Origin of the sequence: Paenibacillus aquistagni (assembly GCF_900177815.1) — a bacterium.
Taxonomy (GTDB): Bacteria; Bacillota; Bacilli; order Paenibacillales; family Paenibacillaceae; genus Paenibacillus_B; species Paenibacillus_B aquistagni.
This window is the reverse complement of record NZ_FXAZ01000002.1, coordinates 204,919-230,746: the sequence shown is the minus strand read 5'-3', so window position 1 is coordinate 230,746 and position 25,828 is coordinate 204,919. Positions and strand designations below refer to the sequence as shown.

The 25,828-nt window shown below is 43.9% G+C and carries 26 protein-coding genes and 1 pseudogene; 22 read left to right on the top strand and 5 right to left on the bottom strand.

Annotated elements, in window-relative coordinates; genetic code table 11:
• Positions 1-171 precede the first annotated feature (171 nt).
• Positions 172-1,143 carry a GntR family transcriptional regulator gene (locus tag B9Y93_RS09815; RefSeq protein WP_176228884.1) on the top strand — a complete coding sequence of 324 codons (972 nt, stop codon included), beginning with the start codon at positions 172-174 and terminating at the stop codon, positions 1,141-1,143.
• 217 nt (positions 1,144-1,360) lie between these two features.
• On the opposite strand, the gene B9Y93_RS09810 is transcribed toward B9Y93_RS09815, so the two are convergent.
• The gene (locus B9Y93_RS09810; RefSeq protein ID WP_085494239.1) at positions 1,361-2,269 is read right to left on the bottom strand and encodes an NAD(P)-dependent oxidoreductase; all 909 of its coding nucleotides are present in this window, start codon (positions 2,267-2,269) and stop codon (positions 1,361-1,363) included.
• A 286-nt stretch (positions 2,270-2,555) separates the two neighbouring features.
• Here B9Y93_RS09810 and B9Y93_RS09805 point away from each other — a divergent pair, with 286 nt between their 5' ends.
• The 7 genes from B9Y93_RS09805 to B9Y93_RS09775 all read left to right on the top strand — a co-directional run bounded on the left by B9Y93_RS09805 (position 2,556) and on the right by B9Y93_RS09775 (position 9,895).
• Positions 2,556-3,911, top strand: coding sequence for a glucose-6-phosphate isomerase (locus B9Y93_RS09805; protein WP_085494238.1), 1,356 nt, complete (start codon positions 2,556-2,558; stop codon positions 3,909-3,911).
• A 136-nt stretch (positions 3,912-4,047) separates the two neighbouring features.
• Positions 4,048-4,680, top strand: coding sequence for a YigZ family protein (locus B9Y93_RS09800; RefSeq protein WP_085494237.1), 633 nt, complete (start codon positions 4,048-4,050; stop codon positions 4,678-4,680).
• A gap of 12 nt (positions 4,681-4,692) precedes the next feature.
• On the top strand, positions 4,693-5,298 hold the full coding sequence (locus B9Y93_RS09795) for a TetR/AcrR family transcriptional regulator (RefSeq protein ID WP_085494236.1): 606 nt from the start codon (positions 4,693-4,695) through the stop codon (positions 5,296-5,298).
• Positions 5,299-6,026: 728 nt separating this feature from the next.
• Complete coding sequence (cysT, locus tag B9Y93_RS09790) at positions 6,027-6,842, top strand: sulfate ABC transporter permease subunit CysT (RefSeq protein ID WP_085494235.1); 816 nt, start codon at positions 6,027-6,029, stop codon at positions 6,840-6,842.
• A complete protein-coding gene (locus B9Y93_RS09785) occupies positions 6,839-7,666 on the top strand; it encodes a sulfate ABC transporter permease (protein WP_085494234.1) in 828 nt (275 codons plus the stop codon). The genes cysT and B9Y93_RS09785 overlap by 4 nt, the downstream gene beginning before the upstream one ends.
• Positions 7,656-8,720, top strand: coding sequence for a sulfate/molybdate ABC transporter ATP-binding protein (locus B9Y93_RS09780; RefSeq protein ID WP_085494233.1), 1,065 nt, complete (start codon positions 7,656-7,658; stop codon positions 8,718-8,720). The genes B9Y93_RS09785 and B9Y93_RS09780 overlap by 11 nt, the downstream gene beginning before the upstream one ends.
• Before the next feature lie 29 nt (positions 8,721-8,749).
• Positions 8,750-9,895: a sulfate ABC transporter substrate-binding protein gene (locus B9Y93_RS09775; protein WP_425320339.1), complete on the top strand. Its 1,146-nt coding sequence runs from the start codon at positions 8,750-8,752 to the stop codon at positions 9,893-9,895.
• 310 nt (positions 9,896-10,205) lie between these two features.
• On the opposite strand, the gene B9Y93_RS09770 is transcribed toward B9Y93_RS09775, so the two are convergent.
• The gene (locus B9Y93_RS09770) at positions 10,206-10,940 is read right to left on the bottom strand and encodes a glycerophosphodiester phosphodiesterase (RefSeq protein ID WP_085494231.1); all 735 of its coding nucleotides are present in this window, start codon (positions 10,938-10,940) and stop codon (positions 10,206-10,208) included.
• Positions 10,941-11,195: 255 nt separating this feature from the next.
• On the opposite strand from B9Y93_RS09770, the gene B9Y93_RS09760 reads away from it, so the two are divergent.
• The 3 genes from B9Y93_RS09760 to B9Y93_RS09750 all read left to right on the top strand — a co-directional run bounded on the left by B9Y93_RS09760 (position 11,196) and on the right by B9Y93_RS09750 (position 13,074).
• Positions 11,196-12,035 (top strand): MBL fold metallo-hydrolase, encoded by an 840-nt coding sequence (locus B9Y93_RS09760; protein ID WP_085494548.1) that lies wholly within the window; start codon positions 11,196-11,198, stop codon positions 12,033-12,035.
• Positions 12,036-12,234: 199 nt separating this feature from the next.
• Entirely contained in the window at positions 12,235-12,633 is a 399-nt protein-coding gene (locus tag B9Y93_RS09755) for a tyrosine-type recombinase/integrase (protein ID WP_085494547.1), read from the top strand.
• A gap of 177 nt (positions 12,634-12,810) precedes the next feature.
• Entirely contained in the window at positions 12,811-13,074 is a 264-nt protein-coding gene (locus B9Y93_RS09750) for a hypothetical protein (protein WP_085494229.1), read from the top strand.
• Positions 13,075-13,775: 701 nt separating this feature from the next.
• Here the strand turns inward: B9Y93_RS09750 and B9Y93_RS09740 are convergent.
• Both B9Y93_RS09740 and B9Y93_RS09735 read right to left on the bottom strand, forming a co-directional pair.
• Positions 13,776-14,042: a type II toxin-antitoxin system RelE family toxin gene (locus tag B9Y93_RS09740; RefSeq protein WP_085494227.1), complete on the bottom strand. Its 267-nt coding sequence runs from the start codon at positions 14,040-14,042 to the stop codon at positions 13,776-13,778.
• Positions 14,026-14,262, bottom strand: a complete 237-nt coding sequence (locus tag B9Y93_RS09735) for a hypothetical protein (RefSeq protein WP_085494226.1) — start codon at positions 14,260-14,262, stop codon at positions 14,026-14,028. The genes B9Y93_RS09740 and B9Y93_RS09735 overlap by 17 nt, the downstream gene beginning before the upstream one ends.
• A 326-nt stretch (positions 14,263-14,588) precedes the next feature.
• Here B9Y93_RS09735 and B9Y93_RS09730 point away from each other — a divergent pair, with 326 nt between their 5' ends.
• A complete protein-coding gene (locus B9Y93_RS09730) occupies positions 14,589-15,059 on the top strand; it encodes an NUDIX hydrolase (protein ID WP_085494225.1) in 471 nt (156 codons plus the stop codon).
• Between the two features lie 188 nt (positions 15,060-15,247).
• On the opposite strand, the gene B9Y93_RS09725 is transcribed toward B9Y93_RS09730, so the two are convergent.
• Entirely contained in the window at positions 15,248-16,270 is a 1,023-nt protein-coding gene (locus B9Y93_RS09725; protein ID WP_085494224.1) for an MBL fold metallo-hydrolase, read from the bottom strand.
• A 164-nt stretch (positions 16,271-16,434) separates the two neighbouring features.
• On the opposite strand from B9Y93_RS09725, the gene B9Y93_RS09720 reads away from it, so the two are divergent.
• The 10 genes and pseudogenes from B9Y93_RS09720 to B9Y93_RS09665 all read left to right on the top strand — a co-directional run bounded on the left by B9Y93_RS09720 (position 16,435) and on the right by B9Y93_RS09665 (position 25,480).
• On the top strand, positions 16,435-17,445 hold the full coding sequence (locus B9Y93_RS09720; protein WP_085494223.1) for a fumarylacetoacetate hydrolase family protein: 1,011 nt from the start codon (positions 16,435-16,437) through the stop codon (positions 17,443-17,445).
• 94 nt (positions 17,446-17,539) lie between these two features.
• The gene (locus B9Y93_RS09715; protein WP_085494222.1) at positions 17,540-18,121 is read left to right on the top strand and encodes a TetR/AcrR family transcriptional regulator; all 582 of its coding nucleotides are present in this window, start codon (positions 17,540-17,542) and stop codon (positions 18,119-18,121) included.
• A gap of 887 nt (positions 18,122-19,008) precedes the next feature.
• Complete coding sequence (locus B9Y93_RS09710) at positions 19,009-19,461, top strand: VOC family protein (RefSeq protein WP_085494221.1); 453 nt, start codon at positions 19,009-19,011, stop codon at positions 19,459-19,461.
• Between the two features lie 292 nt (positions 19,462-19,753).
• Positions 19,754-20,266, top strand: coding sequence for a hypothetical protein (locus tag B9Y93_RS09705; RefSeq protein WP_085494220.1), 513 nt, complete (start codon positions 19,754-19,756; stop codon positions 20,264-20,266).
• A gap of 615 nt (positions 20,267-20,881) precedes the next feature.
• Positions 20,882-21,091 (top strand): annotated as a pseudogene (locus B9Y93_RS24855) (class I SAM-dependent methyltransferase); the annotation flags it as partial.
• 40 nt (positions 21,092-21,131) lie between these two features.
• Entirely contained in the window at positions 21,132-21,728 is a 597-nt protein-coding gene (locus tag B9Y93_RS09690; RefSeq protein ID WP_085494218.1) for a chloramphenicol phosphotransferase CPT family protein, read from the top strand.
• A 1,114-nt stretch (positions 21,729-22,842) separates the two neighbouring features.
• Positions 22,843-23,331 carry a hypothetical protein gene (locus B9Y93_RS09675; RefSeq protein ID WP_085494216.1) on the top strand — a complete coding sequence of 163 codons (489 nt, stop codon included), beginning with the start codon at positions 22,843-22,845 and terminating at the stop codon, positions 23,329-23,331.
• A gap of 517 nt (positions 23,332-23,848) precedes the next feature.
• Positions 23,849-24,367: a hypothetical protein gene (locus tag B9Y93_RS09670; RefSeq protein WP_085494215.1), complete on the top strand. Its 519-nt coding sequence runs from the start codon at positions 23,849-23,851 to the stop codon at positions 24,365-24,367.
• Between the two features lie 106 nt (positions 24,368-24,473).
• Entirely contained in the window at positions 24,474-24,629 is a 156-nt protein-coding gene (locus tag B9Y93_RS25125) for a phosphotransferase (RefSeq protein WP_342351856.1), read from the top strand.
• A 17-nt stretch (positions 24,630-24,646) separates the two neighbouring features.
• On the top strand, positions 24,647-25,480 hold the full coding sequence (locus tag B9Y93_RS09665; protein WP_085494214.1) for a P-loop NTPase family protein: 834 nt from the start codon (positions 24,647-24,649) through the stop codon (positions 25,478-25,480).
• The last annotated feature ends 348 nt before the right edge of the window (positions 25,481-25,828 follow it).

Sequence of the window (25,828 nt, the reverse complement as noted above, 5' to 3'; positions counted from 1 at the left end):
TTAGCTGTCAACGTTTTTTTATTGGGGACGAAGGACAGAAAGTCTTAATTATTTGATGTACAGCTTAGCAGATCGCTGTTGCATGGTTGCAGCAGAAAGAGTACAGTGAAATAAATGTCTAGTTGAATAGTATAATGTGATTATCTTCTGTGAATGGAGTTTGAATGCCCTATGAATAAAGAGTTGCTATTAAAGGTGGATTCGGGAATCAACTTCAGTGTAAACACCCAGCTTAAGGAGCAGCTGAAGTGGCTGATTGGACTTGGTGAGATTCGGCCTGGGGATATGCTTCCTTCCGCTAACCAATTGGCAGATGCGCTCGGGTTGAATCGAAATACGGTTAATCTTGTGTACACCCAGCTTCGCGATGAAGGCTTGCTCAAGATGCAGAAGGGACGCGGCACGCAAGTGATGGATAATGCGAAGGTGGAGCATCTCCAACATGCGCGCAAGCCGCTTGAGCAGCTTGTCACTCAGATGATGGATGTAGCGGAGAAGCAGGGCATCCCGCTGGTTGATTTGTTCATATCGGGCTTAGCGTATACGCTGCTGCATCCCTCTGAGAAAGAAGAGGTTCCGCGCATTGTCTTGATTGAATGCCAAGGTCATGATCATTCCTTCTACCGCCAAGAGATTGAGCGAGTGACCGCATCGCAAGTGGAGACGTTGTTCCTAGAAGAGCTGCCGCAGGAAGGTGAGGCAGCACTTGACGTATTGGAGCAGGCCAATGTTATTATTACGACTCTGAATCATGCTGAAGAGGTTAGGCATCGCATGTCCCATTATGAGAAAAAGCTTTACGTCATTGGAGCGACCATTGAACTATCCTCTTTGCTGGACATGGCGAAGCTGAAGCCAGACAGCGAGGTGGGCTTCGTGTGCCTGGGCAAGACAGGCGGGCAATGGATGGCAAGCGGCGTGCAAGAAGCAGGGATTACGCAGATTCATGCACATGCCGTTGGAATGAAGGATCAGGAGCAGCTTCATGAATTGCTTGAACGGGCGGATAAGGTATATGCTTCTCCCGCCGTATACGAAGATCTTCAAGCGCTGAACCCCGATAAAGTAGCCCTATATCCGATGGTCTTGGAGAAGAGCAGCGAGAGTTTATTGCGTATGATCATCGAGAACGAGGTGGACTAGCGTCCACGCATGGTCTGTCTATCTGCGGTCGAGCTTGTAAAGGAGCCAAAGATGCAAGGGATATAAAGAAAACCCATTAGCGAGCACAATAGCTGCAGGCTAATGGGTTTAGTTCATAGTTTATGGATTGACTGCATATCTTCTGTAATTGCTGATACTGCTGCTCTAGGCATTAGCGCGCCGCTCAAGGCTTCAGTGTGATGCTGCAGCGTGCATGTTACTTTTCTGCTGCCTTCCGCTCCGCATTGATCGCATGTCCAATCCACTGTTCATAGATCTTAACGACAGAGCATAGGTCTTCTTCATCATACCCAGCCGTTTGTCCCATCTGGAACATGCTCTTCGCCAGCTCGAGCATTGGCGTAGGAGACTGCAATTGATCGGTCAGCACCGACGCCAGCTTAAGGTCTTTCAGCATAAGCGCAAGGGAGAATTGATTGTCGAAGTTGCTGTCGATGATCTTCTGCCCCTTAAGCTCCGCAGCCTTGCTGCCTGCACTGCCGTTCTGCACGACCTCAAGGAAGGCAGTGGGGTTCACGCCAGCCTTGGACACAATGGAGAAGCCTTCTGCCAATGCGACATTATTGATGCCCACAATCGTATTATGCGCAAGCTTTGTAATAGAGCCGCTGCCGGATGGCCCCATATATACAATTCGCGTACCCATTGCTTCAAGAACAGGCATTGCTTGTGTAAGAGCGGCTTCTTCGCCGCCTACCATAAAGAGCAGGGTACCTGCCTCTGCAGCAGGCTTGCTTCCGGTTACAGGAGCATCAAGAAATTGTGCTTCTTTCGCTTGGCATTCGCTGTAAAGTGCAGTAGACAGCGAAGGTGAAATCGTGCTGCTGTCGATCACAATGGAACCCGAGCGGATACCCGCTAATACGCCATTGTCTCCATAGTAGATTTCTTGGATGGAAGCGTCATTGCTTACCATCGTTATGATGACGTCTGCTTGAGCAGCTGCCTCGCGCGGATGCTGGGCGACGAGCGCGCCTGCCTCGCGAAGCGGCTCGACTTTGGAAGGGGTACGGTTGTACACGATGACCTCGAAGCCTTTTTGCAACAAATTCAGCGCCATAGGGGCGCCCATTGTACCTAATCCTAATACTGCTACTTTTGTCATGATGGCTGTCACCTCAACGAAAAATGGGATATGTTTATTCGGAATTACGGCTTGAACGAAAGCTTTGGTTAACTTGACTTCTATTCATTTTAGCATAATTTAAGATGGTTTCCGGGATGATAGCGCATTCATACATGAATTGTTGAAAATTGATAAATAACTTTTATGGTATAATAAAGTTCTAGGGATTTTGTTCCCTTGTGTTTCCATGCGAAATCCAGTATTCTAAGAAATAAGATTTTCATGGGTTAAAGTGGAAAAGCAAACATACTGAGGAGGGTGTACAATGTCGAAAAAAATACAATTTGACTACAGTAAAGCATTGGCATTCGTCGGACAACATGAAATTGATTATTTGGCAGAACCGATTCGTCTCGCCCACGAACAATTGCACAATAAGACTGGCGTAGGTTCAGACTTCTTAGGTTGGATCGATCTGCCTTTTAATTATGATAAAGAAGAATTTGCTCGCATTAAGAGTGCAGCGAAGCGCATTCAAGACAATTCTGAGGTCATGATCGTCATCGGTATCGGCGGCTCTTACCTTGGAGCGCGAGCAGCGATCGAAATGCTTGGACATTCCTTCTACAACATGCTGCCGAAGGACAAGCGCAATACGCCTGAGATCTACTTCGCAGGCAACAACATCAGCTCTACATATGTGGCTCACTTGCTTCAATTGATTGAAGGCAAGGACTTCTCGATCAACGTGATCTCGAAGTCAGGCACAACAACAGAGCCTGCGATCGCATTCCGTATCTTTAAGGATGCGCTTGAGAAGAAATACGGCAAGGAAGAAGCGAAGAACCGCATCTTCGCAACAACGGACCGTGAAAAAGGCGCATTGAAGAAGCTAGCGACAGAAGAGGGCTACGAGACTTTCGTCATTCCAGATGATGTTGGCGGCCGCTACTCTGTCTTGACAGCAGTAGGCTTGCTTCCGATCGCTGTTGCTGGCATCGACATCGACGAGATGATGAAGGGCGCGCAAGATGCAGCTGCAGAATACAACAATCCGAATGTGGCTGAGAACTTGAGCTATCAATACGCAGCTGTGCGCAATGCCTTGTATCGCAAAGGCAAAGCGATCGAGATTCTCGTGAACTATGAGCCATCTCTTCATTATGTATCGGAGTGGTGGAAGCAGCTGTACGGAGAGAGCGAAGGGAAGGATTACAAGGGCATCTACCCTGCATCTGTAGACTTCTCTACTGATCTTCACTCCATGGGACAATTCATTCAAGAAGGCTCCCGCAATCTGTTCGAAACGGTTATCCAAGTGGAAGAAGTAAAAGAACAGATCTCCATCGAAGAAGATCCTGCTGATCTAGACGGACTCAACTTCTTGGCAGGCAAGACGATGGACTTTGTCAACAAGAAGGCATTCCAAGGGACGATGCTTGCCCATACAGACGGGCAAGTGCCTAACTTGATCGTGACAATCCCAGACATGTCGCCATATTCCTTCGGGTACTTGGTAACATTCTTTGAGAGAGCATGCGGAATCAGCGGATATCTGTTAGGGGTTAATCCATTCGACCAACCTGGTGTAGAAGCCTATAAGAAGAACATGTTTGCCCTTCTTGGCAAACCAGGCTATGAGGAAGAGAAAGCGCAGCTTGAGAAGCGTCTTGCAGAATAAGATGAGCTTGTCGCTGCAGCTTAGCCGCCTATCGGCATCAGAATATACAGCATAGAATGATTGGCTGCCGGAGGAAGCAGTTCATCGTGGAACTCACGGGAACTGCTTTCTTGGCACTCATGGAAGGTGATACAAGTTGTTGGAGCGCTACAAGACTGTTCGCGCATTCGGATCAAAAAAAATCGTCATCAAGAAATCCCGCTTTATCGGCTATGCGAAGCCCGTTCATACGGAAGAGGAGGCCATTGCTTTTATTGAAGAGATCAAGAAGAAGCATTGGAATGCGACGCACAACTGCTCCGCCTATGTGATTGGAGAGCGAGATGAGGTCCAAAAGGCTTCAGATGACGGCGAGCCAAGCGGAACCGCGGGAAAGCCGATTCTTGAAGTCATCAAGCACCAAGGCCTTAAGGACACGGCAATCGTGGTAACACGCTACTTTGGCGGCATTATGCTGGGAGCAGGAGGACTGATACGAGCTTATTCGGATGGCGCTGTGGCGGCTATTGAAGGCGCTGAAGCAATCGAGAAGGTGCTGCATCAGGAAGTATTGGTCGAGGTTGATTATACATGGCTTGGTAAAGTTGAGAATGAGCTTAGAAACAGACAGATGAGAATGGGTGAGACCTATTATACGGATAAGGTAACCTTAACCTGCTTGCCAGTATATGGCGATAGCGACTCATTCATGGAGTGGATGGTCGATCTGACGCAAGGTCAGGCGAGCATTCAGAAGGGAGAACCTGCTTATTACATTGAAGGTGAATAAGGAGAGAGTGCCATGCCAAGAAAAGCTGTGGAGCAAGAATTGTCGCGTGAGCGAATATTAGAGGTTGCCAGGCATCTATTTGTGACGAAGGGCTATCGTTCAATATCGATGCGAAGCATCGGACAGCATTTAGGGTACAGTCATGGATCACTATACTATCACTTCAAAGACAAGGCCGAGCTCTTCTATGCGCTTGTGCAAGAAGACTTCAAGCGTCTCGGCCGCTTGTTTGAGCGAATCATCAACCATACATCAAGCGAGGGAATAGCGAAGCTTGAACTGGTTATGCTGGAATTTATAGCATTTGGACTCAATCATCCGCATCATTATGAGATTATGTTCATGACTAGAGATGAAGAGCTGCTCGCGTATGCGCGCTCGGAACAAAGCCGATGCTTGGAGATGTTCTCAAGCATTGTGAGACAATCCCTCGGGGTGAAGGCACTGTCCGATCAGGATCGTCAGAATATACCGCGCAGCATGTTCCTGTCCATGCATGGATTCATCTCCTATTACATTCAAGATCAAGTATCCTTCGAGGAAGTGAAGCCAGCGGCATCTTCTCATGTAAGATTCCTGTGCCGCAAAGCGATGGAGGATGCGATCCAGACGGCGTAGCCGTTACCTATAGTATCGAAAGCATCGAAGGAATGCGGAGGAATCCGCCCGATTCGATCTACTCCTGCACTCTCATATGCTGACAGACTCACCAGGAGCCGAAATGCCAGATATGCACGTCCTTATGACCTATCCTTTTTTTGATGAACATCAATCGTTACGGGTAGTCCTTGGTTTCTATAGCTTACATCACAGGTGAGCGAAGCCTGTTCACAACGATGAAAGGCATTCGTCCAGCCTTACATTTTAGCCAATTGATGCGTTGTATCGATAATGAATTGTCGTGATGAAGTAAAGGCATGACAATGATCCTGCTATGACAGTGATAAGCCCCTGCCATTCCTATCAAATAGAAGCTTTAATACGTTATACCAGAAGTATGCAGTATCCAAGTATCATGCAGAAGCTTAACCTTGAGTGATCCAAGTCCATCATCAACCTTATTCAAATGACCAGCCTTCCTTAAGAAGCATGTGTGTTCGTGCAGCTGATGTTGTACGTATGCAGATGCTTTTTTTCTATGCAGGACATACAAAAATCTCGGCATGTTTTTTCTCCGCGGATTAACCAATTATAAGCATTCCGAATACGTTGCATAAGGAATAATTAAGTATTGACGACAAGCGACAATTTTTGGTAAAGTAAGTTAAAACAAAGACCAAGTAAACAGCTAGGAATTATAAAACAAACCTCTCATGCTTGGAACCGTATGGAGATGGAGGAAGGTTATGAATACACTGCTTCAGCGAAGAGATGTCAAGTGGGGGTTCCGCTCAACCCTGATCTTATATACGTTGCTGCTGATTATTTTGCCCATAGCGGGCATTTATGTTCAATCCTTCTCCGGAGGAGTACCTGTATTTATTGAAAGCATCTTCGAACCTCTGGCATGGAAGTCTATCTGGCTCACCTTCCGTTTATCCTTGATCGCTACAGCCATTAACATCGTGATCGGCACGATGGCCGCATGGGTACTGCACCGTTATCGCTTTCCTGGACGCACCTTATTGAACAGTCTTGTTGATCTGCCCTTCGCCCTTCCTACAGCCGTAGGGGGCTTAATGATTCTTCTCCTCCTAGGTCCGAACAGCTGGATTGGAAGCCTTGCCCATGCAGCAGGGATTCGCATCGTATTTGCTGAGCCGGCAATCGTTATTGCGATGGTATTCGTAACTTTCCCCTTTGTCATCCGCGCGGTGCAGCCGCTGTTGGAGGAAGCGGATCGCACGCAGGAAGAAGCCGCTCATACGCTGGGCGCTTCGAAGCTTCGAACGTTCTTCAAGGTGCTGCTGCCTCAGATGGGACCTGGAATGATTAGTGGAGGCATGCTGGCCTTCTCCCGCGCACTGGCGGAGTTCGGTGCTGTGGTGCTCGTTGCGGGCAATATTCCAGGAAAGACGTTAATCGCTTCTGTGTTTATCTTCGGCGAGATTGAAAGTGACAATCCTCAAGGAGCTGCTGCTGTCTCAGTCATGCTGCTTACGTTATCCTTTCTGGTTCTGTGGATTGTGAATACCCTGCAGTCAAGGAGGGAAGAGCGATGAGCAAGAGATCAGGAACGGCTCGTGTCCTTATTGTGCTGACTTATGCGGTATTTTTACTTCTGCTGATCATTCCGCTTATGCAGGTGGTTCTAAGTGCAATGGAGCATGGGGTATCGTCAGTGCTTGCATCGTTAACAAGACCTGAAGCGCTGCATGCGATGAAGATGACGCTCTCCGTCGTCGTTGTCGTTACGCTGCTAAATACGATGTTTGGCATCTTTATGGCCATCACCATTGTTCGTGGCAACTGGATTGGGCGGAGCTTAAGACGGTGGCTGAACAGCATCATAGATCTTCCTTATGCGGTATCGCCTGTCATTGGCGGCTTTATGATCGTACTGATGCTGGGACCGAATACGGTGGTGGGGACGCTGCTAGCCGATGCGGGCATTCCTATTGTCTACGCCTTCCCGGGCATGGTGCTCGCCACGCTGTTCGTGACGTTTCCGCTTATGGTTCGCGAGGTTGTTCCGGTGCTTCAGGAGATCGGTACGCAGCAGGAGGAAGCTGCCTCGATGCTTGGCGCTTATCAGTGGACGACGTTCTGGCGCGTGACATGGCCATCTATTCGCTGGGGTGTGCTGTACGGCGTGGTGCTCACTGTGGCTAGATCATTGGGTGAATTCGGCGCGGTTCTCGTCGTATCGGGCAACATCATGAACAAGACGCAGACGATGACGACCTTGGTTTATCAGGATGTGGATAACTTTAATATTGCTTCAGCAAACAGCTTGGCGCTGGTGCTTGCTGCAGGCTCGATTGCCCTGTTGTTGTTTATGGAATGGGCCAAAAAACGCAAAGGAGTACACGGGGATGCACATTGAAGTTCGAGATCTCAATAAATGGTTTGGTGATTATCACGCGGTGCGTCAAATGAACTTCTCCATTGAAACAGGCCAGCTGATTGGCCTGCTTGGTCCAAGCGGCGGGGGCAAAACGTCGGTGCTGCGCATGCTGGCAGGTCTTGAACAGCCAGATGGCGGTGAGATAATATTCCATGGCCGAGTGATGAATCAAGTGCCTCCTCAGGAGCGAGGCATCGGCTTTGTGTTCCAGCATTATGCGCTGTTCAAGCATATGACGGTCTTCGATAATGTGGCGTTCGGGCTGACGATTAAAAAGTGGCCGAAGGACCGCATTCGCACACGCGTCATGGAACTGCTTGAGCTTACGGGCCTTGCTGGAACGGAGAAGCGCTATCCACATCAGCTCTCAGGCGGGCAGCGCCAGCGTGTTGCCTTTGCAAGAGCATTGGCTCCTGAACCGCAGCTGCTGCTCTTGGATGAACCATTCGCCGCAATCGATGCGAAGATTCGCAAGGAGCTCCGTACGTGGCTCAAATCGCTGATTGAGCGGGTGGGCATTACGTCGATCTTCGTCACCCATGATCAGGATGAAGCGATTGAAGTGGCGGATGAGATCATGATTATTCAGCAAGGCCAGCTGGAGCAGAAGGGCACCCCTTGGGATATTTACAAATCGCCAGAGACGCCGTTTGTTGCGGAATTTATTGGGGAATCCACGATTCTCGACCATGTGGCCTCGCTAAAAGGGTTCGAAACGGCAGCAGCTTGGACGGAAAGCAAAGCGCTCATACGTCCAGAGTATATCGAGGTCGGAAAGATTGGGGAGCTGCCGCTAAAGTCGGCTTGTGAGCGGGGAGTCGTAAAGGCGCTGCACTTCAGGGGAAGCGAATGGCTGGTAGAGGTCACGGTAGCAGACCTTCCACTAAAAACCTACCGTCCGCTGGAGCGTGAGGTGCTCAAGATTGGTGAAGAGGTGGATGTGCTCGTTCACCGTGTCTATATGTTTAGTGATGAGGATCATTGGGTGCAGGAGAATGCACTGAAGGAAGATCCCATGCCGATTCACATTTGAAGAGAGGAGGAGGAAGAGTGAATTCTAGAATGTACTCGGCGGGGCGGGGGCTTGTAAAGGTTAGCTGCGGCTTGCTCCTCCTAGCTTCACTTATACTTGGAGGATGCATGGAGGAGAAGGTTCAGCCAGCGCTGGGAGCAAAGGGTACAAAGGAAGCAAACGCATCAGTAACAGCAGCTCATGCCTCAAAAACCGCTCATGCAGCTTCAACTGCTGCGTCCAATACTCCAGATGACACCTCCTCCACGCTTGTCATCGGTGCTTATTCTGTTGCAAGGGATGCGCTTCAAGCGCTGATTCCGCGCTTCCAGCAGGAATGGGAGCAGAAGACCGGACAGAAGCTGCAAATACAGGAGTCCTATGAAGCGTCCGGCACACAGGCGAGATCAATCGTCGGCGGCATGGAGGCAGATGTTGCTTTGTTTGCGATGGAAGGCGATGTCGATAAGCTGGTTGATGCAGGGCTTGTTGCTTCTGATTGGCAGCAGAAGGACCGCTATTCAGGCATGGTGACAGAATCCATTGTGGTCATTGGGACAAGAGAAGGCAATCCCCTTCATATTGAGGATTGGACAGACTTGACACAGCAGGGGATCGATGTGCTGTACCCGAATCCGAAGACGTCTGGAGGCGCCCAATGGGACATTAATGCGATCTATGGTGCGGGCTTAATGGAAGCGGAAGCCAAGGGCATGGATGGACCAGCCTATGCGAAGCAGCTGCTTGCCGATATCCATGATCAAGTGATCTCGATGGATAAGAGCGGTCGAGCTTCGATGGCGGCCTTTGAGTACGGAGTAGGCGATGCCATCGTGACTTATGAGAATGAGCTGCTTGCTCGGATAAAGGAAGGCATTGCTTACGAGATTGTGGTGCCGAAGCATACGATTCAGATCGAGAACCCTGTTGTTGTGGTCGATCGCTACGTGGATAAGCATGGAACTAGAGCAGCCGCCGAAGCGTTCGTGTCATTCTTGAAATCAGAGGAAGCACAGCAAATCTGGGTAGAGGCAGGGTTCCGGCCGGTCAACGAACAAGTGAAAGCTGAGACGAAGAAAAGTCAGGACATTCCTGAAGGATTATTTACAGTAGAGGATATGGGCGGTTGGGAAGAGGTGCGCGAGAAGCTGTACAGCAAGCGAGGAATCTGGTATCAGGTGCTGGCAGGCTTGTAAGGCTCTAAGAAAGTCCTGAGACTAGCCTAAAGGTTTGCAAGCCTTAGTTCTAAGATTGGCAAGCTTTGATATTTGGTTTTGCTGGTAAGGACTGAGGTTTGAAGTACAGTTATTCAGGTCATCAGAATGAATGGAATGAAGTAATGCAATAAAAAATCCTCATGCGCGCTTGTTTCCCTTTTGCTTCATGAAAAGGAAGACGGTCTTGCAGGAGGATTTTATGTTTGTCCACGATGCTCTGTTGATAATGAATGTGGGCGTACTTGATACAAAGAATGGTTAACAAGCACATCGTCGAACAGCATGCGCATTATAGCGGCGATAAATCACTACGAAGCGGAATATCGCTGGTAAAGCGGCGAATGCCCAAGTCATACAGCTTCCTCGCTGTCTGCGCTTGACGAATGGTCCATACGGCTGCATCGAGCCCGAGGGCTTCCACTTCTTTGATGATCTTCGGATATTTAAGCGGAATATGGTAGTCCAAGCATACCGTCGCTCTCCCGAGCTCTGCGATCGGCTCCAGTGCAATGATATCGCTGGTGAGAAAGCCGAGCTCAATCTCAGGATGAAGCCTCCGCATCAGCTCCAGATTGGATTTGTAAAAGGAGATTATCATGGTGCGACCAAGCATGCCGTAAATGCCTAGCAAATGGAGAATGCCTTTGGCCTGCTGCTCATTGATGCCTTCTTTAAGCTCCAGTTGAAGCCCATAGCGTCCGCCAAGCAGATCCAAGGCTTCTTCTAGAATCGGCACACGGCAGCCTGCAAATCTCGGATGAAACTTTACGCCAGCATCCACGCTTCTAATCTCGGCAAGGCTCTTCTCCCGCACATATCCGCTTCCTGTCGTTGTACGGTTCAGCTTCTCATCGTGAATGACGACGGGAATCCCTTCCTTGGAGTGATGAATGTCGAGCTCGATGCTGTGAGCGCCAAGCTCTAGCGAGCGTTGAAAAGCCAGCATGGTATTCTCGGGGAAGATGGCGGCATAGCCGCGATGGGCCACAATTTCTGCAGCGCTTGAATGAAGAGATAAAGGCATGTTGAACCTCCTGAACCTTATTTTTATAAAAAGGCACTATTCTTCCGTCCTGCCTTCGATTGTTGTGGCCAGCGTGTATAGAATAACCAATAAATGGACGTTTCATCATGATGCTGTGAAGCGGAGCTTCGTTCATACAGCCAACGGGATTCGATACTATCCCTTCTTGAACGGAACTATTATACTAGAGAGAAGAGAAGAAAAGAAAGCAGCAAGGATGCGGATACTGCGATCCAAGAAGTCAGGTGAATGGATATGAATACGGACAGAGTGAGAATTGCATTAGATCGTGAGCATGATGGATACCAATGTGTGTTTTTAGGCAACAGTGATTCTCTTGGTGTGCCAAGAGTATATTGTGAGTGTGAGGTATGCGAGGAAGCGCGCACTACTGGCGCGAATCGGCGCATGCGTTCTTCTGTTCTGCTGATGAAGGGGAAGCGTGAGCTCCTTATCGATTGTGGACCGGATTGGCCGCAGCAGATGGAACTGGCCGGGATGAGATGGATCTCGGATATTCTGATCACGCACGCGCATCAGGATCATGTCGCGGGCTTGCCTGCCTATGCCGATATTTGCAGATGGATGAAGCAAAAGGGGCATGTGATCGCTCCTATGGAAGTGCTGGACATTATCCGAAGCATGTACCCATGGCTTGATGCTTATATTCAATGGACGGTATTGGAGGATTCCTGGCGCTGGGAGGAATGGACCATTTATCCGATCAGAGTGAATCATGGCAAGAACGGTTATTCCTACGCTTATCGCTTTGAGCGGCCGGTAGCAGCTGCTGAGCACAATCGCTGTCATGGAGCCTGGGCGTATGCCTCAGATGCCATCGGGCTTGGCGATAAAGAAAAGTCGGCATTCCGCGAGCTGGATCTATTCGTGCTAGGTACGAACTTCTATGAGGAGCCCTTTCCCTATGATACACGTTCAGTCTATGATATGGTTGAAGCAGCGGAACTTATTCAGGAATTAGCGCCGACGAAGGCGGTATATACACATATGTCACACGGCGTCGACATTCGAGCGGATTATCACCTGCCTGCCCAAGTGAGACTAGCAGCGACGGGAATGCACATTCCTGTATAATGATGTCTCGCTGCTGCTTAAGAATACTTTCATATCGGAGCGGACAAGCCCTCATACGAACGGATGATAAATGTATGGAATGGATGATGCAGGACAATTTAATAAATTACACCTGAAAGAATCAGGAGATTAATGCGGAGGGCATTGATCTCCTTTTTTATTGCAAGCAGGATCTACCTTCGTCAGAAAGATATATCGCATGACTCTCCTGTCACAAGCGGCTTGGCTGGCGATCAAGGCATATATTGGAGAGTCAGCGAGCAAGGGCTGGCTGTTCCCAGGTCAACAGGCAGGTAAGCCCCTTACGGAGCAAAGTGCTCAGAAGGTCTTCGAGCAAGCACTCGCAAGATCCGGAGTGAACAACACGGTAGGAATCCACTCGCTGCGGCATTTCTTTGCCACGCACTTGCTTGAGAGTGGCGCAGACTCAAGGTACATTCAAGAGCTGCTAGGCCATGCCAGCAGCCATACAACGGAGCGCTACACACATGTCAGCCTTCGCAATATTCAGCAGATTGAAAGTCTGTTGGATCGACTGATGCGACAGGAGATAGAAAAGAAAGTAGAGTTGGACGGAAAGGGGAGGATAGTTGAGTAAACATCTGCGGATGGTAAGTTGGACAAGGACTTGATGCCATGTTAATCTTCAAAAACGTTCTTTTGAGAAGGATATGCAATGGGGTAAAAAACTGAAAGAGGATATGGGGATAGCCAGAGGAGGGCTTGAATATATGGCATCTTATTGAAGATGTTGTAAGTGGGCGGGGGAGCAGGTATGGTAGAGATAGAAGAAGTAAGGGGCGTAAATATACGCTGGGTAAAGGAAGACCTGTTTGCATCTCTTAAAGATGAAGGATTAGGACACGAACCAGGAGATATACATGAGATGATACAGAATCTGATGAGCAGGGGGTTGTTAAGTGATGAAGCTCTAGCTCAGTATGAAACAGAGAATTTATTTTCGAGACAATTTGGATCGTATTCATGGCTGACTTATGCACCTAGTATGAAGATATCATTTGGAACAGTAAGGCAGTAGAGGGTATCTCGAAGGAGTGGGCTACATCAGCTAACACCGTGTTCACGCATCGGGGGACAAGCCCCTCGGTCTGGCGAGCGATCTTGGGGAAGTAGGAGCAGCCAGACTCATCCGCACCGACTAGCGCATCGCGCCCGGCGACTTCATCGCCTTAAGTCGATGGGACATCGTGAACACAACAACGTTAGATGAAACTCTCAAGAATTGAAAAATATAAAAACCATAATGGTGATAAGGAGACTGCAAAATGAAGGGAAGTCGATTAAGCTTTATATTATGGGAGAGAAATACAAGAGCTTAAAAACGGCCGAACTTAGTAATTGGACAGGTAAAGCATACATTGGTCAGAGAAAGCATGTGCAAATGCTTCAAAGCATTGAAAAACTGGTTTATCCAGGTATTTACATATTGATTTCTAAAATAGAAGATTCTTATCAAAAGAAAATTATATAGGAGAAGCGGATGATGTAAAGCTAAAGAAGCGAAGCTTTGATCGTAGAAGGAACATATAGATTACTAGCAGGTTCATACATTCGGAAAGATCATGTTAATCGTTTCGCTAGTCATAATTATGCAAAGTTAAGAAGACAACTTGAAGAAGAAAGTTTTTTCGAATCCTCAGAGAGTGAGAACTACTTTAAGTTAACTGAAATCGGAGCTATCTGTATTGAGCAAACAAAAAGAGACACAACTCAGTGTCTCTAAGATTTATAAACATCACCACGAGAACTAACTTTGATAATGACAATAATTAATTGATCATTAAATATGGAATAAACAATCCTAAAAGAGCCGACTCTGAGACGATAGTGCTTGTTGAATCCTTGCATTTTTTTGATATCTAATTCAGGATGTTTCGGATTTTCGGAAAGTATATTTATATGATCAAGAATTCGGTTTCGAGTGGGTTTATCAAGCTTTTGTATAAATTTGATGGCGTCTTTATGGAATTTAATTGCGTAATTCATGTTCGATATCCTCTAGATTGATGAGCTCACCGTTGTTCATTGCCTCGTGAGCGGCTTTAATAGCTTTTATATCAGCGTCCGTAGTAGGTTCATCATCGATAGGAACATCAGAGGGGGGATTATTTTGAACAAGCCTTTCCATTAAGTCTGTAACAAGTTCAAGATCTTTATGGTTGAGATGATTGATAAGATAGTCAATTCGCTCTTTACTAACTGCCATGGATATCAGCTCCTTTCAACCTAATTATAACCATTATAACATTTATAAAACCGTATCTAAAGAATAAAGAAGAAATTGCATTAATTAAGAATATTCAGGAAGCCACCGACATCAGTTAACACCGTATCTACGCTGCTGGTCGTTCGGCCATTGGTCTGCAAGAGGAAGCACGAAGAAGCAGATTCAGCAGACAACCCTGCAAGGCTAAGTCCGCTGGACCCGGTCGCTACGCTCCTTTAAGCCTCTCGGGTTCGTAGATACAAGAACAATATATGAAATAGCAGCAGATTATGATGAAGCAAAAAATCAAAAAATATAGGTGACCTATGATAACATTTGAAAGAGATAATAATAAATTCAATTTCAGAGTAGCAGGTATTGCTATTCATAATAATCGAATATTATTGCACACGACTGAAAAGGATGATTTTTGGAACCTTCCTGGAGGCCGAGTAGAATTTAATGAATCAACAGATCAAACAATTAAAAGGGAAATTAAAGAGGAACTCGATATCGAGGTACAAATGAGTAAATTACTATTTGTGAATGAGGATTTCTTTGAATATGAAGATAAGCATTATCATGAGATTGGATTTTATTATTTAATTGATTTCCCGGATGGACACGAAGTTTTCAAGAAAGTTGGAGAATTTAAGGGAATTGAAGACAATGGAAGGTTAGTATTTAAATGGTTCTTACTGGATGAATTGATAGATTTGAATGTATATCCGGAAATGTTAAAAACAGAATTAATTAAGTTGAAAGATCAAAATAAGATTCAACATTTTATATATTAATAGAAGGGAAATTGACAGGCATCCGATAACTAGTTCAACCGAGAAGCATTTAATTATCGAAAATAAAAACCATTTTTTTATAATCGGTTCTAAGCACCGATTTTATTTCCGTGGAACAATTCAAAAGAACGGCCGCTGATCGCATCGTTTGCGACAGGGCCGTTCTTTTGTAGGCTAGCCTCAAATTGCTATTCTTTCCAAACACTCATAGGGTCCCATGGCTTGATTTGATTACCATATTTTCCGGCCAAAAAAGCTTTCATGTCTTCCAGCTTAGCAGGCACCTCGTTCCAAATTGGAAGGGGTGGTAACCCTCGTTTACTTTTCAATAGGATGTCCACTGTAACATACAAGCGTTCTGGCTGAATCCAATGAAGGAAGCGGGAAATATCAATTTGCTTAGTCAGGGACAAGGCATCAATTTCGTCATTGTAATGCTTGTTGAACTCGCTGATCAGGTTCAGGAGGTAGTCTCTCTGCTCTTTCACGAAGTTCAGGCCACAGATGGCGCCATGTCCCGGAACAACGATTTCGGGTTTAATTTCATCAATAATGCGATCAAGCACTTTAACCCAATTGAGGGTTCCCTCTTCGCTGTATGCCGTACAGCCGTTAAACACGACATCGCCAGCGAACAGCACTTTTTCTTTTGGCATCCACAGCAGCAAGTCACTGTCAGAGTGGGCCGGAGCTACGTTGTAAATCATAACTTCCGTATCGCCAAGCCGGATGTTGATATCGTCCTTTATCTCAATATTCGGGAGCACCCATTCTACGCCTTCCAGGTCGAATCCTTCAAATTCCGCTGCAAAAAACCGCTCGCCCGAAGTCGATTCCGGAGAATCCTTTCCTCTTCTGATGACGTTGTCCATCCAGGCGATATTTTCTGTAAGACGCTCTCTGGACGCTTCCTTGTGCATAATAATGCAAGCATCTTCAAACACTTTGTTGCCCCAAGCATGGTCGCTGTTATAGTGCGAGTTCACCACATATGCGGGAGAGCCGCCGTTGCTTACTTCTATAAAAGCCTCCCGCATTTCCCGTGCATGGAACAAATCAAAGAACGTGTCATACACCAGCCCTTCACCCTTGTTGATGAACCCAGCATTGGCCCAACTGATGCCGCGATACGGCGAAATACCGGCAAAGACGCCATTAGCGACTTCAAAAAATTTAACGCGAGGTTTTTGGATAATACGTCCATACTTCATAAAAATTCTCCTTTGCGTATATGTTTTGGGGATAAGGCCTACTGACTATGTCTTATTATAGAGAATGGAAATTCGTAATACAAGCGTGTGCTTGCATGCATTTATTCTGTGCTATATGATAGTAACAGAACAACATCACACTAAATGGATCGAGGCGCTTAATCATGAAACTAGTAACCTTTCAAACCCATACATCCCAGGGGCCTTTGTTTGGGCTTGTAATTAACGAGAAATTTGTTGTGTCTTTTGCCGCAATCATGAAAGAGCAGGGAACATTTTGTGACAGTCTTGAAAGTATGGACAGCTATCTTCATAATTTGCCGGCAAGTTATGATGCCGCTAAGGAAATGATGCAATATGTGGTCGAACAGTTGCATCAATTCAATGAAAATGAAATCAGCCCGATTGCAGCGGTAAACCTGCTGCCGCCGGTTCCGAATCCGGCTGCGCTTATCGATTTCGGGCTGACGCCAAGACATCTGAGAAATGCTGGCGTAAATCTGCTGCAAAGAGAATATACAGGGCCGGAAAGAGAAGAGCTTATACGCAAAATTGCTGAAAAATTCCAGCAAGATCCGAATAAAGTAACTTTCAGTTATTATAAGTGTAACCATCATGCATTAATTGGCGATGGGGATACGATTCATTGGCCTTCGTACTCTTCCTATCTGGATATCGAGCCGGAGCTGGCCTTTGTTACAGGGAAGGGGAACTGCATTGCAGGTTATGTTATTTTTAACGACAGTACTGTCCGCGATGTGCAGTGGCCGGATTTCCAGGCGATGACCGGACCGACGCGCTGCAAAGATTTTGATCGCAGCAAAGGAATAGGACCATTTCTGGTTACGCCAGATGAAATCGACAACCCGCTGGCTTTGGATGTGGATGTACGCATCGGGGAGAGACTGCACTGGAAGGGAAGCACATCCGAGTATTCTGCACACCCTGCAAAAGTGATGGAGGAGGTTCTCAAAGTTTTTACGCCGCTCCCAGGCACGATTATAGGAATGGGGACGATACCGGATTGCTGTGCAATCGAGACCGAACAATGGCTGTTGCCCTCTGACCGAATCCAGATTACATTTGATAAATTAGGCACGCTCACGCAATTGGTGCCTGATCATGTCAAGATTACGGAAGCAAGCCGCTGGGAACAAAGAAGCGATTTGCAATAAATAAACGTTTATGAAAATGATGAACCCCGGTCCTGCTGTGCATATGCAAAACTTGTAGTAGAATAGGTTCAACATATGCAAAAGGAGAAAAACAATGCAAACTTCAGACAGAATCATCGAAGCCGCGACACGGCTCATCAAAAAGAAGGGCTATCGGGGGGTAAGCACCAAAGCCATTGCAACGGAAGCTAAAGTCAATGAATCTACGATTTTCCGGCAATTTGGAAGCAAGCAAGGCATATTGGAAGCCATCATTGAAAGACATTCGGATATCCCGCAATTTGAGAAGCTGTTAAAAGAGGACGCGACCGATAATCCGGAAGTCGATCTGCTGAATGTAAGTCAGCAGTACCGTTTGTTTTTCCATAAAAATGCGGACATCATTCTGATTGGCATCCGCGACAAAGGAATGTTTCCCGAATTGGACAGAGTGCTGGCCGATCCGCCCGAGAAGCTGCACTCCTTGCTGGTTGAATATTTTGAACGCTTGCAGAAGAAAAAAGTTATAGCCAGACAGGATGAGCGTCTTGCCGCCATGTCTTTTCTCTCGATGTGTTACGGATTTCAGATGAGCGAGCTGATTCACGGACAATATCAGTCCCAACTCGTCACCGAGGAAGAGTTCTACAAGCACAGTGTCTCATTGTTTGTAAAAGGAATCTTGACTCAGTCATAAGCTTTGTTGATTTCTTTAAGAAGGCAGCCGATTATCGATCGGTTGCTTTTTCGTTGTAGTAACGGGTAGTTTAGCTCAATAAAGTGGTATAATGCAGGAAATATAGTTATTTACCAATTGGTGAGCGTGATTACAACTCATGAAATAGCGATTATTGGGATGAAGAAACACAAGCAAGTGACCACTCCTTTGCAACACACTGGTTAATAGCTGCATATTGTTTTGATTATAACAGTTATAGAATTCTTACTTTTCCTTGCTCAAGTGATGGTAGCAGCCCGACCATTTCTCCAGTTCGCATAGCTGATTATGGTCGAATCCCTTCTAAAAAGGCTGTTTATGCTGGTTTTGACAAAGCAACCCAACAGATATTGAATGATAATTATTGGGTTTTTAGAGAAAAATTATTCAACTAACAGGAACGTTAGTTGAATAAAACGACGGCAGTCTAAGACTTTATCTTCGGTCCAAGTCTACCGCTTTTTCTATTTTCTAGCCAGTCTAATACCATATTTTCACCGGACAGAAGAAAAAAATTGATCCATGAGTAACTCAAGAGGTCAGAGACTTCATCTAACATCGCATTCACGCGTCGGGGCATTCGCCCCTTGATCCGCAAGATGTATTTTCGATGAAGCAGATTCAAGCGGACAACCCTGCGAGGCTAAGTCCGGATGGACCAATTGCACGCGCTCCTTAAGCCTCTCAGGTTAATAGATACTAAAACGTAATATGACAGGCCCACAAATGGAATTTCACATTCTCCTATATTATGACTTCTTATTGTTGTAAACAATTGTTACAAAGTATTATTGGTATAATAATCCTTTGATAGAACAATATTGAAGATGAACAGGTAGTCAATTTGTACACGAGGAGATAAAACTATGACCAAAAACAAATTACTAAGAATGGACAATGTTGGCATCGTTGTAGAATCCCTTGATAACGCGATCTCTTTCTTCGAGGAGGTTGGCTTGCGTCTCGAAGGGCGAGCCAATGTCGAAGGTGAATGGGCTGGACGTGTAACCGGACTAGGTTCTCAGTGCGTAGAGATTGCTATGATGGTTACCCCGGATGGCCACAGCCGACTTGAACTTTCGAGATTCCTCACCCCACCTCCTGTATCAGATCACCGAAATGCTCCTGTAAACTCCCTAGGTTATCTACGGGTCATGTTTACAGTTCAAGACATTGACGAAATGGTATCCAGACTCAGTAAGCATGGTGCTCAGCTTGTTGGCGAAGTGGTTCAGTATGAGGACTCATATCGGCTCTGCTACATTCGTGGAATCGAAGGACTTCTAATCGGTTTGGCGGAACAACTCGGTAACAAATAAGTAAGGGATGGTTTATAGAGAGAGAAGCCAGTAATGTTAAAGAAGCAACTGAAGAACTAGCAGATATATTAGAAGTCATACATGCATATTCAACTCTTCATGCTATTCGTATGGAGGATATAACACCGCTATGTTCGCTGTGGAGCTTACGCCTTTGGTCTGCAAGAAGGATCTACAGATAGCGTATTCAGCAGACAACCCTGCACTGAGTATGTGCGTTGGACTCGCGCATTCGCACTTAAACCAATGATGGTTTGTTAATACAAGGCGTTATATGAAAGGAGTGAAAAGTATGAATTCAATTTTAGTCGATTCAGATGAAATAGAATATTATACGTTCCTTGGCCCTATATTCGAAGCCATACAAAATAAGCAGTGTGATTATAATTGGTTAATTACAGAATTAAATACAAATTGGGTTCCTGATAATTTTCTCGATTATTTTGAACATTACAAGATTAATGAGGGATACTGGGATCGTGATAATAGGTATTGGATATCAGGAACCCAATTAACAGAATTAATTAATGATTATAATATTCAATTCATTTGGGGAGTGTTATCAGGCTTTAGTAAATCAGAACAGATTGATATTAATAATTTGGATGTCGTTCCCTTTGCTGATGGCAATACAGCCTTTTGGAAACCAGGAGTTACTGTTCAACATCCAAAATCAGAAATTGAAATTGTATGCTGGGATTCAACGTTAACTCTTTTGATAAGTAAAGATCAATCAGTAGTTAATGATTTCAGGGAATATTTTAAAGAAGCTAGAGATCTTGATGAGTACAATTCACAAGATTAACTTTCAAGCATTTCGAAAAAGTCGCCATCATCATATAACACCGTGTTCACGCATCGGGAAACAAGTTCCTTCGGTTCGGTATAACAATTCCAGGGTAGTAGCAGCCAGACACATCCGCACCGACTAACTGCGCAAGCGCAGCGGATTCCTATCGGAGCCTTACGTCGATGTGATGTCGTAAAGATGGGAATGTTATATGACAGAAATAAAGATCATTTATATTACATAAAGAGAGGTAGTTCCGTGAGAGAGGATCAGGCATTTATATATTATCGTTTCACAAAAGAGAATCTGATAAGTTTTTTAAACATACTAAAAAAAAATAATCACAATCATACCTTCGATGACCTTGCCGAGTGGTGTCACAGCTTCTGGACAAACTGGAGATCAGATCATGAGGGACTTTTCCATAGCACGGAGGAAACAACGATTGATATTGTGATGGAAATATTTGAATGTAAAATATCGAACATAGATGTATCAATAGAACAGATTGATGAATGGCTAATAAGATTGAGTTGATATGCCAACAAGATATCATCAGCTTTTGAAAATTAAGGTTTAGACTGATCCATTAAAAAAGCGGTGGCCCATGACTGGGAAAAAAAAGTCCATGTTTATTCGATTTATGACATCGGTTGGACAACTGATCTTGAGGGTAGCTTTTACCGGATCACTGCTTACCTTAAAAAAGACGGTGTATTTATCTTCAGTTGGTCTCACCCTATACATAGATGTGTGACTGAGGATAATGGTAGGTTTGTTATTAATAAGAGTTATTTCGATGAAGCTTGGTATCCGGTAGAAGTGAAATCAGGAACATTATCTGAAAGATACTCCAAACTTATAGGTGAGGGTGATTCGTGTGAAGCAAGGAATGATTGTGTTGTTGAACGGAACTTCAAGTTCAGGAAAGACCAGTATTTCTATTGAACTGGTAAATCAGAAAGAGATTCTTTTTCATCATTTATCAATAGATGATTTTTTTATAAATTACAATGAATTTATTGATAAGAAATTTCCGAATTTTAAACCTACTAGAGAAGTAGAGGATCATGTTATCGCACAAATCATTTTTGATCCCATTCTCTCCATGTACTATTCGACAATCAAATTGTTCTCCGAAATGGGTTTGAATGTAATCGCAGATACGGTAATCGACAATGATAAGAGGTTTAATGAGTGTCTTGATGCCTTTAGTGATCAGCCTACATTGTTTATAGGTGTAATATGCTCGAAAGAAGAACTTATAAGAAGAGAGCAAATAAGAGGAGATCGACAGATTGGACTAGCAAGTTCCCAGTTCGACAAAGTATATTGCTTTAATGAATATGACCTTGAAGTAAATACGGAAGAGCTGAATCCAATAGAATGTGCCGAAAAGATTTTAAGCTTTATCAAGTCCGATCAGGAATATTTGGTATTTAAGAAATTAAGTAAAAGAAATGTTAGTATTTTATAGAAGGCGTATCAAGTAATACCATATTCATGCATCGGGGAGCATCCGCTCCTCGGCTCAGTAGATGGATTTCTGTGAAACGGTAACAGTTGGACCAATCCTGCACTGGTTAAGTCTGTTGGGTCCGCGTCTGCGCGCTTAAGCTAGTAAGGGTTCGGCATACAAATGCATAATAAGAAATATCCGCAATGATGAACAAGACTAAAGGAAACAGAGATGAAGCACTATGAAAACTTCATTAACACTCTCGGCGTCGTAAACGCAATTACGTTATCAGCGACCATCGCTAAGTCAGGGAAAGTAGATCGAAATGATTATTTTAATAAGCGGAAATAGCTGCACAGGCAAGACGTATATGTCGCAGCAACTACTTGAAAAGTATAAGATCCCGTATCTCTTAGTGGATCACTTGAAGATGGGTTTGTACAGAGGAGTAAATAATATTGGGTTTACACCACTTGATAGCAACGAAGTAATTGGTGAGAAGTTATGGCCAATCCTAAAAGGAATTATAATGACGAATATCGAGAACGATCAAAATATAATCATAGAAGGCTGCTACATATTGCCCCATCATACTAAGGACATTGAAAAACCGTATTCAGATCATGTTTTTCAGTATTTCTCGGATTTTCGACAAATTATATTAGGGATAATTTTCAATCAAAGATTAAAGCCCATAGAAATGCAATAGAAAAACGTAATTACAATGAGAGCAGGACAGCTAACAGGATAGCAGGATATTGAAGGGATGAAATGATCTGATGTCTAAAGTGGTCTCAGCTTTCTATGAATTATTGAGAATACTTATTTTACTTGTGTTGATAATGCTCGTGTTAGGTGGAGGTGAACGATATCTTTATTCATTGCTTTATGGAGAACCTCGTTATAATTGGTTTATGGCTCTAGGTAATATCATGCTATTTTTTATATTATATCGCAATTATTTTCAGTTTAAGGGATGGTATAAATCCAAAGATAATAGAAAATTAAATAAACATACAACACGAATTTCAATAATTATTGCTGTAGGACTAATAGTAATACCAACCATTCTAAATAATTAGATGGAAATAAGAATTGCAATCTCAAGCTATAATTCAAAGGAGTGCATGTAATGAAAAGAAAATTAATGCTAATGGTCCTTCTAATCTGTGTTATTAGCACTGGATGTATGAACAAAAATGATGTGCAGCTTTTCGAGACAAAAGAAGAAGCAATAAGCAATTTTATTGAAGAAGAAGAAGCTATACATAAAGGATCCATTATTGAGATCGATTTAAATGATCATGAAGCAGTATTGCTTTTCAAACAAATGAATACCGCTTACTACTTGGGGGTGACAACTGAAGTCAATAATCAGTACACAACAAATAGATTATCTCCAGGAGTAGATATAGGGAATACTACAGGAGCAATGTGGGAGTTTAAAACGGATAATGAAAATGAATATACAATAAAGATAACCAAACAAAAAGAAGATGTTGATTCTATATTTAATAAGGATCTGGGGGTCTTTATAACCATAGTAAAAGGAAAACGGCGATATGAAGATCAAAATGTAAAGAATTTTATAACGTCGAAGGGAATTAGAAGTATTCAGTGACACTTCGAGTGTCAACCAACTGGGGTTGAAGCCGATCTTGACTGGCAGGAAGCTTGGGCCGATATTTCTTAAGCAGAGTTTAGAATTTCTCAAGAACGAATTCGGCACATCTAAATTCCGCTTAGTGGTTGCTGCGTTTAATAGGAGAGCTATAAAAGCGAGCGGTCTGGATTAAAAAAACAGATAGAGTTTAATCGTATTATCAATGATACTAACGTGTCCTTTATAAATATGAGAGCTCATTATTAAACACGAAAGGATTGATTCTACTGATGACAAACATAGAACACAGAGAAAAAGTGATATATGAAGGACAGGCTAGTTATATCATTATAAATTAAAGATCACATTGAAAAATGGTGAAAAGTATACATTCATGACATGGGATCAAGAAAAAATGTATATGCTGCTGATGGATAGCCGTTAATGAAGCAGTAATGAATAGATAAAGGACAAAAGTTGAAGGCGAATAGAAATCGTTCATATCGAAAAGTATCGAAAGAGGTAACCGTAAATAATGAAATTAAAAAAATCCCTGATTCTAGTGGGGACTCCTCTAATTATATTCGTTTTGATTCTGGTATGTTTCCAGTTACAAAGTAAAAGTACAACTTTAAATGACATAAATAAAAACCTAGATGTCGGAGAGATCAAGCTTGGAATGCCGGAAGGAGCAGTTACACAGTATTGGGGTCAAGGAGAGATTATTAATGGGTTTGGAGGCCATAGAAGAGAGTATATAGATAAGAAGATTAAGGTGGAATTTTCAGACGACAGGGATAACGATCTATATCAGAAAGTGGGTTCATTGGAGTTTACGAATACCAATTATTCAATATTTTTAATCAAAGTGGGAGATGAGAAGAATATCGCAATGAAGAAGATTTTATCCAACGGCTTTAAGCCAATGGATAACGCTCAAGATAGATTTGTTAAGGGAGAATTTTATATTACTTTCACTTTTACGGATCAAAGGATTATAGAATCCATACAAATCGCATTTGCTGATAAAGATCTGAGAAGTAGAAGTTATTAGCCTGCAGGTTATATACCTAGAAGGAGACACCTACATTGAAACCATTCTTTGAATATGACACAGAAGAAGGAAAGAAAAGCTTGCTTGCTCGTGCGCGGAAAGTCGTATTAACAGCACTTCAGCAATAACTAAAAATGAACATGAGGTTGATCGTCTACCAAAAAATAATCACAACTACGGTCTGATTCATGCTGATCTACATTCTGGCAATGTTGTTTTTCTAGAGGAGACACCTTGCCCCATTGATTTCGGGAGAGTGTAATTCGAGGGGTGAAGAGAATGCCAATGACAAAATTAATCCTATTTGAGGGGATTCCGGGATCAGGAAAAACAACCACATCCCAATTGGTACATTCCCATCTGAGAGAGATGGGCCTAACCACAAAAGTTTATATTGAAGGGAGCGATCATCCGATAGATTTGCCTTTTTATGCATATCTTACGAGATTTGAATATGATGACGTACGAACAAAATTCCCTGAACAAGCAGAGTGGATACGACTACATGCTGTTATAGAAGATGACTACGTCTTAACACCCTATAAAGTGCCTAAACCAATACCACGCAATGATGAATTAATAGATTATTTATCTTCCAAAGAATTTTGTTATGCCAATAAAGCTGTTGTTCCCTTTCACATGTATAAGAAGGTGTTCTACAAACGATTTGAACAGTATGTATGCAAACTGAGTAATAAGAACACGGTAACTATTTTTGAGAGTGTCTTATTTCAGCACCAAATTCATGACATCCATAGATTGTACCCTCAAATCACCGATGATGAGATCATCGAATACATAATAGAGCTCGCTGTTATCCTTAACCCACTACACCCGATCCTATTCTACCTATCGCAAGATAGTGTCGAAGAATCGTTGCAGCACACGGCGATGATTCGTTCCAAGCCCAAATGGTCAAGTCCTGACACCATAGAATACTACATAGCACGCAAAAGTCTAGAACTTCGAGCGGTTCATTGCCTGCCTTTTCGTTCGTATATTTTGAACAATACGGATAGAGACTGGCATAAGATGTTGGATGATATTAAGGGAATTCTCGATAGCAGCTCAGATCATTTTTATGCTAATCAGCACAGTGGTGTGCAGACATAACAATTTCTAATATATGGAGGAGTTAGTTATGAAAAATAATAGTGCATTACCTTCATTTATGATCACTCTGAATGTCATCATGTTCCTTGTTCTTTTTAATGCGACCTACAGCTTTGTTAATCAAATTGCGAGTGATCTTACACTGATTCAATATAAGAGTTCTATTATTCATAAGGTAGAAATGAACGCTTTCTACTTTGAAATATATACTGACTCCGAGGTGTTCAGTCAATTTTGTCACCCTATGCTGCTAATCCTTATTGGAATAATGCAGAATATCATTTATTTCATTGTGAAAAGAATAATGGATGATAAAAAACGAGTTTTAAATGATTGAAAAATCTAACA

Coding starts and splice junctions, on each gene's coding strand:
- cysT (WP_085494235.1), top strand. CDS start 6,027: ATGAATACACTGCTTCAGCGAAGAGATGTCAAGTGGGGGTTCCGCTCA.
- B9Y93_RS09740 (WP_085494227.1), bottom strand. CDS start 14,042: ATGAATTACGCAATTAAATTCCATAAAGACGCCATCAAATTTATACAA.
- B9Y93_RS09720 (WP_085494223.1), top strand. CDS start 16,435: ATGAAACTAGTAACCTTTCAAACCCATACATCCCAGGGGCCTTTGTTT.
- B9Y93_RS09730 (WP_085494225.1), top strand. CDS start 14,589: ATGATAACATTTGAAAGAGATAATAATAAATTCAATTTCAGAGTAGCA.
- B9Y93_RS09760 (WP_085494548.1), top strand. CDS start 11,196: ATGAATACGGACAGAGTGAGAATTGCATTAGATCGTGAGCATGATGGA.
- B9Y93_RS09675 (WP_085494216.1), top strand. CDS start 22,843: ATGAAAAGAAAATTAATGCTAATGGTCCTTCTAATCTGTGTTATTAGC.
- B9Y93_RS09810 (WP_085494239.1), bottom strand. CDS start 2,269: ATGACAAAAGTAGCAGTATTAGGATTAGGTACAATGGGCGCCCCTATG.
- B9Y93_RS09715 (WP_085494222.1), top strand. CDS start 17,540: ATGCAAACTTCAGACAGAATCATCGAAGCCGCGACACGGCTCATCAAA.
- B9Y93_RS09710 (WP_085494221.1), top strand. CDS start 19,009: ATGACCAAAAACAAATTACTAAGAATGGACAATGTTGGCATCGTTGTA.
- B9Y93_RS09785 (WP_085494234.1), top strand. CDS start 6,839: ATGAGCAAGAGATCAGGAACGGCTCGTGTCCTTATTGTGCTGACTTAT.
- B9Y93_RS09725 (WP_085494224.1), bottom strand. CDS start 16,270: ATGAAGTATGGACGTATTATCCAAAAACCTCGCGTTAAATTTTTTGAA.
- B9Y93_RS09735 (WP_085494226.1), bottom strand. CDS start 14,262: ATGGCAGTTAGTAAAGAGCGAATTGACTATCTTATCAATCATCTCAAC.
- B9Y93_RS09670 (WP_085494215.1), top strand. CDS start 23,849: ATGAAATTAAAAAAATCCCTGATTCTAGTGGGGACTCCTCTAATTATA.
- B9Y93_RS09755 (WP_085494547.1), top strand. CDS start 12,235: ATGACTCTCCTGTCACAAGCGGCTTGGCTGGCGATCAAGGCATATATT.
- B9Y93_RS09775 (WP_425320339.1), top strand. CDS start 8,750: ATGTACTCGGCGGGGCGGGGGCTTGTAAAGGTTAGCTGCGGCTTGCTC.
- B9Y93_RS09805 (WP_085494238.1), top strand. CDS start 2,556: ATGTCGAAAAAAATACAATTTGACTACAGTAAAGCATTGGCATTCGTC.
- B9Y93_RS09815 (WP_176228884.1), top strand. CDS start 172: ATGAATAAAGAGTTGCTATTAAAGGTGGATTCGGGAATCAACTTCAGT.
- B9Y93_RS09770 (WP_085494231.1), bottom strand. CDS start 10,940: ATGCCTTTATCTCTTCATTCAAGCGCTGCAGAAATTGTGGCCCATCGC.
- B9Y93_RS09665 (WP_085494214.1), top strand. CDS start 24,647: ATGCCAATGACAAAATTAATCCTATTTGAGGGGATTCCGGGATCAGGA.
- B9Y93_RS09780 (WP_085494233.1), top strand. CDS start 7,656: ATGCACATTGAAGTTCGAGATCTCAATAAATGGTTTGGTGATTATCAC.
- B9Y93_RS09795 (WP_085494236.1), top strand. CDS start 4,693: ATGCCAAGAAAAGCTGTGGAGCAAGAATTGTCGCGTGAGCGAATATTA.
- B9Y93_RS09750 (WP_085494229.1), top strand. CDS start 12,811: ATGGTAGAGATAGAAGAAGTAAGGGGCGTAAATATACGCTGGGTAAAG.
- B9Y93_RS09705 (WP_085494220.1), top strand. CDS start 19,754: ATGAATTCAATTTTAGTCGATTCAGATGAAATAGAATATTATACGTTC.